This window comes from Mycobacterium sp. E342 (genome assembly GCF_001667665.1).
Classification (GTDB): Bacteria; Actinomycetota; Actinomycetes; order Mycobacteriales; family Mycobacteriaceae; genus Mycobacterium.
Window position 1 is genome coordinate 16,149 of sequence record NZ_LZJM01000240.1, and the last position, 12,435, is coordinate 28,583.

11 protein-coding genes and 2 tRNA genes are annotated in these 12,435 nt (G+C 66.5%); 10 read left to right on the plus strand and 3 right to left on the minus strand.

Annotated features, from left to right (window positions below):
- Positions 1-419 precede the first annotated feature (419 nt).
- The 8 genes from dnaN to A5692_RS18800 all read left to right on the plus strand — a co-directional run bounded on the left by dnaN (position 420) and on the right by A5692_RS18800 (position 9,549).
- A complete protein-coding gene (gene dnaN, locus A5692_RS18765) occupies positions 420-1,619 on the plus strand; it encodes a DNA polymerase III subunit beta (protein WP_068058539.1) in 1,200 nt (399 codons plus the stop codon).
- Positions 1,620-2,777 carry a DNA replication/repair protein RecF gene (gene recF / locus A5692_RS18770; RefSeq protein WP_068058541.1) on the plus strand — a complete coding sequence of 386 codons (1,158 nt, stop codon included), beginning with the start codon at positions 1,620-1,622 and terminating at the stop codon, positions 2,775-2,777. It begins immediately after the preceding gene.
- On the plus strand, positions 2,774-3,331 hold the full coding sequence (locus A5692_RS18775) for a DUF721 family protein (RefSeq protein ID WP_068058543.1): 558 nt from the start codon (positions 2,774-2,776) through the stop codon (positions 3,329-3,331). Before recF ends, A5692_RS18775 begins: the two co-directional genes overlap by 4 nt.
- A gap of 255 nt (positions 3,332-3,586) precedes the next feature.
- On the plus strand, positions 3,587-5,620 hold the full coding sequence (gene gyrB, locus A5692_RS18780) for a DNA topoisomerase (ATP-hydrolyzing) subunit B (RefSeq protein ID WP_068058544.1): 2,034 nt from the start codon (positions 3,587-3,589) through the stop codon (positions 5,618-5,620).
- A 38-nt stretch (positions 5,621-5,658) separates the two neighbouring features.
- The gene (gene gyrA, locus A5692_RS18785) at positions 5,659-8,178 is read left to right on the plus strand and encodes a DNA gyrase subunit A (protein WP_068058546.1); all 2,520 of its coding nucleotides are present in this window, start codon (positions 5,659-5,661) and stop codon (positions 8,176-8,178) included.
- 114 nt (positions 8,179-8,292) lie between these two features.
- Complete coding sequence (locus A5692_RS18790) at positions 8,293-9,192, plus strand: DUF3566 domain-containing protein (protein ID WP_068058548.1); 900 nt, start codon at positions 8,293-8,295, stop codon at positions 9,190-9,192.
- Positions 9,193-9,251: 59 nt separating this feature from the next.
- A tRNA-Ile gene (locus A5692_RS18795) sits at positions 9,252-9,325 on the plus strand.
- A 151-nt stretch (positions 9,326-9,476) separates the two neighbouring features.
- Positions 9,477-9,549 (plus strand) — tRNA-Ala (locus A5692_RS18800).
- A gap of 4 nt (positions 9,550-9,553) precedes the next feature.
- On the opposite strand, the gene cwsA is transcribed toward A5692_RS18800, so the two are convergent.
- On the minus strand, positions 9,554-9,988 hold the full coding sequence (gene cwsA / locus A5692_RS18805; RefSeq protein ID WP_068058550.1) for a cell wall synthesis protein CwsA: 435 nt from the start codon (positions 9,986-9,988) through the stop codon (positions 9,554-9,556).
- Positions 9,989-10,116: 128 nt separating this feature from the next.
- Between cwsA and A5692_RS18810 the strand changes: the two genes are divergently transcribed.
- Positions 10,117-10,665, plus strand: a complete 549-nt coding sequence (locus A5692_RS18810; RefSeq protein WP_067919596.1) for a peptidylprolyl isomerase — start codon at positions 10,117-10,119, stop codon at positions 10,663-10,665.
- 22 nt (positions 10,666-10,687) lie between these two features.
- Here A5692_RS18810 and A5692_RS18815 read toward each other — a convergent pair whose 3' ends face one another.
- Both A5692_RS18815 and crgA read right to left on the minus strand, forming a co-directional pair.
- Positions 10,688-11,113 (minus strand): PH domain-containing protein, encoded by a 426-nt coding sequence (locus A5692_RS18815; protein WP_068058605.1) that lies wholly within the window; start codon positions 11,111-11,113, stop codon positions 10,688-10,690.
- 155 nt (positions 11,114-11,268) lie between these two features.
- Entirely contained in the window at positions 11,269-11,550 is a 282-nt protein-coding gene (crgA, locus tag A5692_RS18820) for a cell division protein CrgA (RefSeq protein ID WP_068058552.1), read from the minus strand.
- Between the two features lie 118 nt (positions 11,551-11,668).
- Between crgA and A5692_RS18825 the strand changes: the two genes are divergently transcribed.
- Complete coding sequence (locus A5692_RS18825) at positions 11,669-12,412, plus strand: DUF881 domain-containing protein (protein WP_068058555.1); 744 nt, start codon at positions 11,669-11,671, stop codon at positions 12,410-12,412.
- Positions 12,413-12,435: the final 23 nt, after the last annotated feature.

Genomic DNA, 12,435 nt, shown 5'->3' on the forward strand with positions numbered 1-12,435 from the left:
CGTGTAGTAACCGCCGCTGCGTGCACAGCCGCGCTTCGTCCCCAACGGCCCAACACTCGGCCCACAGCTGTGCACCTTGCCATCCACAGCCCGATCGCCGCCCTAGCTGGGCCGAACCACAGCTGTCCCCAGAATGCACAGCACTTATTACTAGTACTGAGATCTCTTCGTCGTTTCTTCTTTGAAATACAGCTTTGGGGACGTTCGGTTCCGCGTCCGCCCGGCAGCCGCCGGTAACCCGCCTTGTCGGGCTTCGCGATTAGCTTTCAAGATGGCCTCCGACGATCTACGGTTGTTCTTCGACTGCCGTTGCGGTTGTCGTTGGCATGACGTGTCAGTGGCGTTCGCGGCGGAGCCCCGTGCTAGCGGGGAGAGGCTAGCCACTGAACTTTTGAACGCTTGGTAGGTGAAGGGACGCTATGGACGCGGCGACGACGAGAGCTGGCCTCAGCGACTTGAAGTTTCGTTTGGTGCGGGAGTCCTTCGCGGATGCGGTCTCGTGGGTGGCGAAGAATCTGCCGACCCGGCCGGCGGTGCCGGTGCTGTCGGGAGTGCTGTTATCCGGCACCGACGAGGGACTGACGATCTCCGGGTTCGACTACGAAGTCTCCGCCGAAGCGCAGGTCGCAGCCGAAATAGCTTCTCCCGGAAGCGTTTTGGTGTCGGGTCGGTTGTTGTCCGACATCACCCGGGCGTTGCCCAACAAGCCCGTCGACTTCTACGTCGACGGTAACCGGGTCGCGCTGAACTGCGGCAGCGCCAGATTCTCGCTCCCGACCATGGCGGTCGAGGATTATCCGACGCTGCCGGCGCTACCGGAGGAGACCGGGTCCCTGCCCGCCGATCTGTTCGCTGAAGCCATCAGCCAGGTCGCCGTCGCGGCCGGCCGGGACGACACGTTGCCGATGTTGACTGGGATTCGGGTCGAGATTTCCGGTAACACGGTGGTTTTGGCGGCCACCGATCGGTTCCGGCTGGCAGTGCGTGAGCTGACCTGGTCGGCGTCGTCGCCCGACATCGAAGCGGCGGTGTTGGTGCCCGCGAAAACGTTGGCCGAGGCCGCCAGGGCGGGCGCCGACGGCGCCGAGGTTCGGTTGTCGTTGGGCGCCGGCAGCGGGGTCGGCAAGGACGGGCTGCTCGGGATCAGTGGCAACGGGAAACGGAGCACGACGCGCCTTCTGGACGCGGAGTTCCCGAAGTTTCGCCAACTCTTGCCGGCGGAGCACACGGCCGTGGCCACCATCAACGTGGCCGAGCTGACGGAGGCGATCAAGCTGGTGGCGTTGGTGGCCGATCGCGGTGCACAGGTGCGGATGGAATTCTCCGAGGGCTCGTTGCGGTTGTCCGCGGGTGCCGACGACGTCGGCCGGGCCGAGGAAGACCTTGCCGTCGATTTCGTCGGCGAGCCGTTGACGATCGCGTTCAACCCGACTTACCTGACAGACGGGCTCGCGGCGGTTCATTCCGAGCGGGTGTCATTCGGTTTCACCACCCCCGGCAAACCGGCGCTGCTGCGGCCGGCTTCCGGTGACGACAGTTCGCCCAGCGGGAATGGTCCCTTCGCGGCCCTGCCGACGGATTACGTCTACCTGTTGATGCCAGTTCGGTTGCCCGGATAGGTGTACGTCCGGCATTTGGGACTGCGCGATTTTCGGTCCTGGGCGCATGCCGACCTCGAATTGGAGCCGGGCCGGACGGTGTTTGTCGGTTCCAACGGGTTCGGTAAAACGAATCTCATTGAGGCGCTCTGGTTTTCGACGACCTTGGGATCGCATCGGGTGGGCACTGACACACCACTGATCCGGTCGGGGGCCGACCGGGCTGTGGTGTCGACAATCGTGGTGAACGAGGGCAGGGAATGTGCGATCGACCTGGAGATCGCCGCGGGGCGCGCCAACAAGGCTCGGTTGAACCGGTCACCGGTGCGCAGCACGCGTGAGGTGATCGGTGTTTTGCGCGCCGTACTTTTTGCCCCGGAAGACCTCGCGTTGGTGCGCGGCGATCCCGCCGAACGGCGTCGATATCTCGATGATCTGGCCACGGTGCGGCGGCCCACGGTGGCCGCGGTACGCGCCGACTACGACAAAGTTCTGCGGCAACGTACGGCCCTGTTGAAATCCGCCTCCGGGATACGGCATCGCGGTGACCGAAGTGCCCTGGACACCCTCGACGTGTGGGACAGCCGGTTGGCCGAATACGGGGCCGAGTTGATGGCGGCGCGCATCGACTTGGTCAACCAGTTGGCGCCCGAGGTGGAGAAGGCCTATCAGCTGCTGGCACCGGCGTCCAGGCCGGCTTCGATCGCCTATCGGACCAGTCTGGGCGCGCTAGTGGCGGCAGATGCGGGCGGCAACTCTGCCGAATTTCTCGAGGCCGCGATGCTGGCCGCGCTGGCCGAACGCCGCGACGCCGAACTGGAACGCGGCATGTGCCTGGTGGGCCCGCATCGTGACGACCTCGAATTGTGGTTGGGTGAGCAACCCGCGAAAGGCTTTGCCAGCCATGGGGAATCGTGGTCATTCGCGGTGGCGCTGCGGTTGGCGTCATACGAGCTCTTGCGGGCCGACGGGGGTGAACCCGTGTTGTTGCTGGATGACGTTTTCGCCGAACTTGACGCCGCCCGGCGGCAGGCGTTGGCGACGGTGGCGGAGTCGGCGGAACAGGTGTTGGTCACCGCGGCGGTGGCAGAGGACGTCCCGGCGGGCTGGTCCGCCAGGCAGGTGGACATCGAATTGCGGGACGACGACCTTGGGCGCGTCTCGGCGGTGCGGTCATGACGGGCGACGAACAAGAATCAACCGGCGCGAGGGACCCGGCTCTGGCGCGTGGCATGGACCTGGTCCGGCGCACGCTCGAAGAGGCGCGCGCCGCGGCGCGCGCCCAGGGAAAGGATGCGGGCCGTGGGCGGTCGATGCCACCGGCCACCCGGCGGGTGGCGGGCCAGCGACGCAGTTGGTCGGGCCCGGGGCCCGATGCGCGCGATCCGCAGCCGCTGGGCAGGCTGGCGCGTGACTTGGCCAAGAAGCGTGGTTGGTCGGCGCAGGTTGCCGAAGGCACGGTGCTGGGCAACTGGTCCTCGGTGGTGGGGGCGCAGATCGCCGACCACGCGACACCGACCGCGCTGAGCGACGGCGTGCTGAGCGTGGCGGCCGAGTCGACGGCGTGGGCCACCCAGTTGCGGATGATCCAGGCACAACTGCTGGCGAAGATCGCCGCGGCGGTCGGCAACGGCGTGGTGACGTCGCTCAAGATCACCGGCCCGGCGGCACCGTCATGGCGCAAGGGGCCGCGTCATATCCCCGGCAGGGGTCCGCGCGATACTTACGGCTAGGCCGTCGACCGGCTCGGACGATCCCCAGATCCGCCTTTATTAACAGGCCGCTCAAAGCCGCTAGGACGACATGAAGTGCCTGGACGCACGTCGGGACGCGGCGGGAATAGAGAAATTGCCCGCACGGCGCAGTTAGCTGGGTAGAAACGCGGCCGGAGAATCGGTACGGACGGCCCATCACGGTAGACTGGCGGGATGCGACTGACGCGGTGACTGGAACCGCCCGCATGAAACCCCAAGGAGAGCATTCCGACCGTGGCTGCCCAGAAGAAGAAGGCGCAAGACGAATATGGCGCTTCAGCGATCACCGTGCTCGAAGGGCTGGAAGCGGTCCGCAAACGTCCCGGCATGTACATCGGGTCCACCGGTGAGCGTGGTCTGCACCACCTCATCTGGGAGGTGGTCGACAACTCGGTGGACGAGGCGATGGCCGGCTACGCCACACGGGTTGACGTGCGGCTGCTCGACGACGGCAGTGTGGAGGTGGCCGACGACGGGCGCGGCATTCCCGTGGCGATGCATGCCACCGGCGCCCCGACGGTCGACGTGGTGATGACCCAGCTGCACGCCGGCGGCAAGTTCGGCGGCGAGAACAGCGGTTACACCGTCAGCGGCGGCTTGCACGGGGTGGGCGTCTCGGTGGTCAACGCGCTCTCGACCCGCCTGGAAGTCAACATCAAGCGTGACGGGCACGAGTGGTTTCAGTATTACGACCGCGCCGTGCCTGGCACCCTCAAGCAGGGCGAGGCCACCAAGAAGACCGGGACCACCATCCGGTTCTGGGCCGATTCCGAAATCTTTGAAACCACCCAATATGACTTCGAGACCGTGGCGCGGCGCCTGCAGGAGATGGCGTTCCTGAACAAGGGCCTCACGATCAACCTCACCGACGAACGAGTTGAGCAGGACGAGGTCGTCGACGAGGTGGTCAGCGACACCGCGGAGGCGCCCAAGTCCGCCGAAGAGAAGGCGGCGGAATCGACTGCGCCGCATAAGGTCAAGCACCGCACGTTCCACTACCCGGGTGGCCTGGTCGACTTCGTCAAGCACATCAACCGGACGAAGAGCCCGATCCAGCAGAGCGTGATCGACTTCGACGGAAAGGGCCCCGGCCACGAGGTCGAGATCGCCATGCAGTGGAACGGCGGCTACTCGGAGTCGGTGCACACCTTCGCCAACACCATCAACACGCACGAGGGCGGCACCCACGAGGAGGGCTTCCGCAGCGCGCTGACCTCGGTGGTGAACAAGTACGCCAAGGACAAGAAGCTCCTCAAGGAGAAGGACGCCAACCTGACCGGTGACGACATCCGGGAAGGCTTGGCTGCGGTGATCTCGGTCAAGGTCGCCGAGCCGCAGTTCGAGGGGCAGACCAAGACCAAACTGGGCAACACCGAGGTGAAGTCGTTCGTGCAGAGGGTGTGCAACGAACAGCTGACGCACTGGTTCGAGGCAAACCCCTCCGAGGCGAAAACCGTTGTGAACAAGGCGGTGTCGTCGGCACAGGCGCGCATCGCGGCGCGCAAGGCGCGAGAGCTGGTGCGCCGTAAGAGCGCCACGGACCTGGGCGGCCTGCCGGGCAAGCTGGCCGACTGCCGCTCCACCGATCCGCGCAAGTCGGAACTGTATGTGGTGGAGGGCGATTCGGCCGGCGGCTCGGCGAAGAGCGGTCGCGATTCAATGTTCCAGGCGATTCTGCCGTTGCGCGGCAAGATCATCAACGTCGAGAAGGCCCGCATCGACCGGGTGCTGAAGAACACCGAAGTCCAGGCGATCATCACCGCGCTGGGCACCGGGATTCACGACGAGTTCGACATCACCAAGCTGCGCTACCACAAGATCGTGCTGATGGCCGACGCCGACGTGGATGGCCAGCACATCTCCACGCTGCTGCTGACCCTGTTGTTCCGGTTCATGCGGCCATTGATCGAGAACGGACACGTGTTCTTGGCGCAGCCGCCGCTGTACAAGTTGAAGTGGCAGCGCACCGATCCTGAGTTCGCCTACTCCGACCGCGAGCGCGACGGTCTGCTCGAGGCGGGGCTGAAGTCGGGCAAGAAGATCAACAAAGAGGACGGCATTCAGCGGTACAAGGGTCTGGGTGAGATGGACGCCAAAGAGTTGTGGGAGACCACGATGGACCCGTCGGTGCGGGTGCTGCGCCAGGTCACGCTGGACGACGCCGCGGCCGCGGACGAGCTGTTCTCCATCTTGATGGGCGAAGACGTCGATGCCCGCCGCAGCTTCATCACCCGTAACGCCAAAGACGTTCGCTTCCTGGATGTCTGACGGACTCGTCGGGCACGCCAACCCACAAAGGGGACTAGATGACTGACACCACGCTGCCACCGGGCGACGAGGCCGGCGACCGCATCGAACCTGTTGACATCCAGCAGGAGATGCAGCGTAGCTACATCGACTATGCGATGAGCGTGATCGTCGGGCGCGCATTGCCCGAGGTTCGCGACGGCCTCAAGCCGGTGCACCGCCGCGTGTTGTATGCGATGTACGACTCGGGCTTCCGCCCGGACCGCAGCCATGCCAAGTCCGCGCGCTCGGTCGCCGAGACGATGGGCAATTACCACCCCCACGGTGACGCGTCGATCTACGACACCCTGGTGCGCATGGCCCAGCCGTGGTCACTGCGGTACCCCCTGGTCGACGGCCAGGGCAACTTCGGCTCGCCGGGCAACGATCCTCCGGCCGCGATGCGGTACACCGAGGCGCGGCTGACCCCGCTGGCCATGGAGATGCTGCGTGAAATCGACGAGGAGACAGTCGATTTCATTCCGAACTATGACGGCCGGGTGCAGGAACCGACGGTGCTGCCCAGCCGTTTCCCCAACCTGTTGGCCAACGGCTCCGGCGGCATCGCGGTCGGCATGGCGACCAACATCCCGCCGCACAACCTGCGCGAGTTGGCGGAAGCCGTCTACTGGTGCCTGGACAACCATGAGGCCGACGAAGAAGCCACCCTGGCGGCAGTCTGCGAGCGGGTCAAGGGCCCCGACTTCCCCACCCACGGTCTGATCGTCGGGTCGCAGGGCATCCACGATGCCTACACCACCGGTCGCGGATCGATCCGGATGCGCGGAGTCGTTGAGATAGAAGAAGATTCGCGGGGCCGCACCTCGATCGTCATCACCGAGTTGCCCTATCAGGTCAACCACGACAACTTCATCACGTCGATCGCAGAGCAGGTCCGCGACGGCCGGCTTACCGGCATCGCCAACATCGAGGACCAATCCAGCGATCGGGTCGGCCTGCGCATCGTCGTCGAAATCAAGCGTGACGCGGTGGCCAAGGTGGTGCTGAACAACCTCTACAAGCACACCCAGCTGCAGACCAGCTTCGGCGCGAATATGTTGTCGATCGTCGACGGGGTGCCGCGCACGCTGCGGCTCGACCAGATGATCCGCTACTACGTCGCGCACCAACTCGACGTCATCGTCCGGCGCACCACCTACCGGCTGCGCAAGGCCAACGAACGCGCCCACATCCTGCGCGGCCTGGTCAAGGCGCTCGACGCGTTGGACGAAGTCATCGCCCTGATCCGGGCGTCGGAGACCGTCGATATCGCCCGAGCCGGCCTGATCGAGCTGCTCGACATCGACGAGATCCAGGCCCAGGCCATCCTCGATATGCAGCTGCGGCGGCTGGCGGCTCTGGAGCGCCAGCGCATCATCGACGACTTGGCCAAGATCGAGGCCGAGATCGCCGACCTGGAAGACATTTTGGCCAAGCCGGAACGGCAGCGCGCGATCGTTCACGACGAGCTCGCCGAGATCGTCGACAAGCACGGCGACGACCGTCGTACCCGGATCATCGCGGCCGACGGTGACGTCAACGACGAGGACCTGATCGCCCGCGAGGAGGTCGTCGTCACCATCACCGAGACCGGCTATGCCAAGCGAACCAAGTCCGACCTCTACCGCAGCCAGAAACGCGGCGGCAAGGGGGTGCAGGGCGCCGGCCTCAAGCAGGACGACATCGTGCGACACTTCTTCGTCAGCTCCACGCACGACTGGATCTTGTTCTTCACCACGCAGGGCCGGGTATATCGCGCCAAGGCGTACGAACTGCCCGAGGCGTCCCGGACGGCGCGCGGTCAGCACGTCGCCAACCTGCTGGCCTTCCAGCCCGAGGAGCGCATCGCCCAGGTCATTCAGATCCGCGGCTACGAGGACGCGCCGTACCTGGTGCTGGCGACCCGCAACGGCCTGGTCAAGAAGACGAAGCTGACCGACTTCGACTCCAACCGGTCGGGCGGGATCGTGGCGATCAACCTGCGCGACAACGACGAGCTCGTCGGCGCGGTGCTGTGTTCGTCGGACGAGGACCTGCTGCTGGTGTCGGCCAATGGCCAGTCCATCCGGTTCTCGGCCACCGATGAGGCGCTGCGCCCGATGGGGCGCGCCACGTCCGGCGTACAGGGCATGCGGTTCAACACCGACGACTACCTGTTGTCGCTCAACGTGGTTCGCGAAGGCACGTACCTGTTGGTGGCGACGTCTGGTGGCTACGCCAAGCGCACGGCGATCGAGGAGTACCCGGTACAGGGCCGCGGCGGCAAGGGCGTGCTCACCGTGATGTACGACCGTCGGCGCGGCAGGCTGGTAGGCGCGCTGATCGTCGACGACGACAGCGAGCTCTACGCCATCACCTCCGGAGGCGGCGTGATTCGCACCGCCGCGCGCCAGGTCCGCAAGGCCGGACGACAGACCAAGGGCGTGCGGCTGATGAACCTGGGCGAGGACAACACACTGTTGGCCATCGCGCGCAATGCCGAGGAAAACGCGGACGAAGTCGTCGAGGAAGCGGAAGGCGACACCGAGTCCGACGGCTGACCGGTGACAATCCGGGCGGCCCGGGCCACAGCTGGGCAATTAGACTCGGCCCGACCAGACAAAATGCGACTGCCGTCGCCCGCGCGGCCGCGGCAGGAGATGTAAGGAGTCGGGGTGACCTCACCGAACGAGCCGGGCGCCCCCAAAAAGGGCGACGGCCTTAATGGGGATGGTTCGGCCGAGCGCGCCGGTATACACCGCGCGACACCGCCCGCACAGGCCGGCCGCGCCCCGGACGCCGGTGATTCACCGCCGTGGCAGCAGCGTGGGGGGGCCCGGCCCCCGCAGGCACCCCAGCGCCAGAACGAGCCCCCCACCGAGGCGCGGCCGTCGGCTCCGCCGACCGGCGTCGAGGCACGGCTCAACCGGTTCGTCTCCGGCACCGCGGCCCCGGGCGGCGGCGCGCCCCCGCCGGGCAAGACCCCGCCGCACGACACCGACGCTCCCGCGGGGCGCGGCGACGGGCCGCCCGCGGAGGCCTACGCCAGTGAGTTGCCGGACCTGTCCGGCCCGACGCCGCGGGGTCCGCAGCGCAAGACGGCCCCCGACCGCTCCGGCGAGCCGTCGGGCCAGCAGGGGCCCGGCCGTTCGTCGGCCCCCGAAAACCGGGAGGGGCGCGACAGCCGCACCCAGGTGTCCCGGCGTCCGCGCGGCCCCGTGCGCGCCAGCATGCAGGTCCGGCGGATCGATCCGTGGAGCACGCTGAAGGTGTCCCTGCTGCTCTCGGTCGCGCTGTTCTTCGTCTGGATGATCGCCGTCGCGTTCCTGTACTTGGTGCTCGGGGGCATGGGCGTGTGGTCGAAGCTGAACAGCAACGTCGGCGACCTGTTGAACAACACCAGCGGCAGCAGCGGCGAACTGGTGTCCAGCGGGACCATCTTCGGCGGCGCCGTGCTGATCGGCTTGGTCAACATCGTGCTGCTGACCGCGATGGCCACGATCGGCGCCTTCGTCTACAACCTGACCACCGACTTGATCGGCGGCATCGAAGTGACGTTGGCCGACCGCGACTAGCATTTTTGGGGGTGGGGCGGCGAGTGCGGTAATCTCGTCGCTCGGCCGTACGCGTGTACGGGCCTATAGCTCAGGCGGTTAGAGCGCTTCGCTGATAACGAAGAGGTCGGAGGTTCGAGTCCTCCTAGGCCCACAACCATGTGCCCGTCACGACGTTGTGTAAGACTCGCCCTGCCAATCACAGTGATCGCTGTGGCGGCGGCGGTGGCGCGGTACCGACGCGGGGTCGAGGTCTGGCACGTGGCGGTGGACGACACATCCGGTCAGCCACCCGATCACGTCGAGGGGCCTTAGCTCAGTTGGTAGAGCACCGCCTTTGCAAGGCGGGTGTCAGGGGTTCGATTCCCCTAGGCTCCACAGATCACAGGCGCGGCTGCACGTCAACGCTGGGGGGCCGAGACTGCGGCTCCTGGGGCTTCTCCCGCACCTGGCGCCGCACAATGCTGAACGCGACCGCGCCGCCGGCGAGCACCACGACCGCGACCCCGGCGAAGATCAACGGTCGCCTGGTCCGGCGCTGAGCGCGGCGCGCGTCCTGAAGCGCCTGCGGCAGCCCCGCCACCACCTCCTGGGCGGCCGCCAACTCCTGGGCCAGCGTCTCTTGCGCGGCCGCGAGTTCTTTGGCCAGGCGCCCGTCCTGGTATTTGCGACGAATCTGCGCTGCGGTCGACTGCGCGGACTGGACACCCAGACCGACGACGCCCCGTGTCACGTCCACCGGCCCCAGGGTCGAGTAGGTCAGCCCGCGGGCCAGTCGCTCCCGCGGGGTCAGCCGGGAATCCGCCTTCGCGCTCATCTGCCACCTTTCTGTGCGTGCTGAACAGACTGCCAGCATAGGGACGCCGACGGAACCCTTGTGTGCGCGACGCGGTTTCGGTGGCGGGCCGGCTTGAACGACACCGGGTGCGGGCGGGCCCGCGTGTAATGGCAGACTCTCATGCCGTGACCAACAGCCCCTTTCAGACCGCTACCGCCACGCTGCACACCAACCGCGGCGACATCAAAGTCGCCCTGTTCGGAAACCACGCGCCCAAGACCGTCGCGAACTTCGTCGGCCTGGCGCAGGGCACCAAGGAATACTCGACCCAGAACGCCTCGGGCGGGTCCTCCGGTCCGTTCTACGACGGCGCGGTCTTTCACCGGGTGATTCAGGGCTTCATGATCCAGGGTGGCGACCCGACCGGAACCGGCCGCGGCGGCCCCGGCTACAAGTTCGCCGACGAGTTCCACCCCGAGCTGCAGTTCGACAAGCCGTACCTGCTGGCGATGGCGAACGCGGGTCCGGGCACCAACGGCTCCCAGTTCTTCATCACCGTGGGCAAGACGCCCCACCTGAATCGCCGCCACACGATCTTCGGTGAAGTGACGGACCCGGAGTCGCAGCGCGTCGTCGAGGCGATCTCGACGACGGCCACCGACGCCAACGACCGCCCCACCGAGCCGGTCGTCATCGAGTCGATCACGATCTCGTAGGCCCCGACCTACGGCGGTCCGGTCAGCGCGGGTGAGGGCCCGCGTAGCCGGCCGCCGTCAGTGCGTCGAGCACCTCCAGCGGATCCGTCCCCAGGTCCCATCGGGAGAACAGCACCAGCCCGTCGTCGGCGTTCTCGACCTCGAGGAGCCGGAGTTTGCGTCCGTAGCGGCGGAACTCGGTGATCCGGATGATCTTGATGTCGGAGGGCCGCAATACCTGCGTCCGGAACCATCCGCGGAGCACAAGACCGTCGGCCGTAATTGCCAGCTTCGGCCGCGCGCGCCACGTCGCACCCGCAAACAAGATCAGACCCGCCGCGGCAATCCCCGCCAGAGCCCGCCCGGGCGGGTCTGTGATTACGGTCACACTCGCGATAGCCATCAAAACCCCGGCGACCCCGCAACCAGCGATTCCTGCCGCGTGCGGCTCCCAGTGCGTTTGCTGCACGCGGTCCTCAACCCCTCCGACCACGGGCAATGGAGTTATCCACAGACGCTATCAACAGTGGGGATAAATCACACGCGTGTGATTGGGTGGTCGGAACGTTGCTGGCGCAGTAACGGAGCAACCCAAAAATGAATTCATTCCGGCGCGTCGTGTGCTCAGTGCCACCGCATCGTCAGCAACAAGCCAGTGATCATGAAAGCGAACGCGATGGCGTAGTTCCACGGCCCCAGTTGCGCCATCCAGTTAAGGGCGGCGGGCGCTTGGCTGCCGACGGCCGCTAACTGAAACACCATCAGCCAGACCAGCCCGATCAGCATGAGACCGACGAACAGGGCCACGAACCACACACTCGACGGCCCGACCTTCACCTTCACCGGCGTGCGACTGACCGAGCTGACGGCGAAGTCGTTCTTCTTGCGGACCTTTGACTTGGGCATGATTACCTCAACAAGACGGTGAGCGGGACGGGGTGCAACGATGAAGACCGCAGCTGCACGCACAGCTTGGCTACGAGACTAACCCACCTGGCGTGGTGACCAGGAAATTGGAGACCCGATGAACGACGGACGCCCGTCACCGTGGCGCTTCGGTGTCCCGGTGGTGTGCCTGTTGGCCGGGCTGCTGCTGGCCGCCACTCACGGGGTGTCCGGCGGCGCCGAGATCCGCCGCAGTGACGCCCCCCGGTTGGTTGACCTGGTCCGCGAGGCCCAGTCGTCGGTGAACCATCTCAACGCCCAGCGCGACGAACTGTCGGGCAAGATCGACACCGCGCACGGACGGTCCTCGGATCGCGCGCTGGCGGCGATGCTGCGACGCTCGGCCGAGCTGGCAGCCGAGGCGGGCATGAATCCGGTGCACGGGCCGGGCCTGGTGGTGACCCTGGAGGACGCCCCACGCGACGCCAACGGCCGGTTCCCGCGCGATGCATCCCCCGACGATCTTGTGGTGCACCAGCAGGACATCGAGGCCGTCCTCAATGCGATGTGGAGCGCCGGCGCCGAGGCGATCCAGATGCAGGACCAGCGCATCATCGCCACCTCGGTGCCCCGCTGCGTCGGCAACACCCTGCTGCTCAACGGGCGCACCTACAGCCCGCCTTACACGATCACCGCGATCGGCAACGCGGCCGCGATGCAAGCCGCCTTGGCCGCCGCTCCCCTGGTCGTCCTGTACCGCCAGTACGTGGTCCGGTTCGGGCTGGGCTACCGCGAAGAGGTCAAGCCCGACGTCCAGGTCGCTGGCCACACCGAGCCGGACCGGCTACATTTCGCCCAGCCCATGGGAACCATCGGCTACTGACTTTCCGCGGACGGTAACCTGGC

Coding starts and splice junctions, on each gene's coding strand:
- dnaN (WP_068058539.1), top strand. CDS start 420: ATGGACGCGGCGACGACGAGAGCTGGCCTCAGCGACTTGAAGTTTCGT.
- A5692_RS18775 (WP_068058543.1), top strand. CDS start 2,774: ATGACGGGCGACGAACAAGAATCAACCGGCGCGAGGGACCCGGCTCTG.
- gyrA (WP_068058546.1), top strand. CDS start 5,659: ATGACTGACACCACGCTGCCACCGGGCGACGAGGCCGGCGACCGCATC.
- cwsA (WP_068058550.1), bottom strand. CDS start 9,988: ATGAGCGCGAAGGCGGATTCCCGGCTGACCCCGCGGGAGCGACTGGCC.
- A5692_RS18810 (WP_067919596.1), top strand. CDS start 10,117: ATGGCAGACTCTCATGCCGTGACCAACAGCCCCTTTCAGACCGCTACC.
- crgA (WP_068058552.1), bottom strand. CDS start 11,550: ATGCCCAAGTCAAAGGTCCGCAAGAAGAACGACTTCGCCGTCAGCTCG.
- A5692_RS18825 (WP_068058555.1), top strand. CDS start 11,669: ATGAACGACGGACGCCCGTCACCGTGGCGCTTCGGTGTCCCGGTGGTG.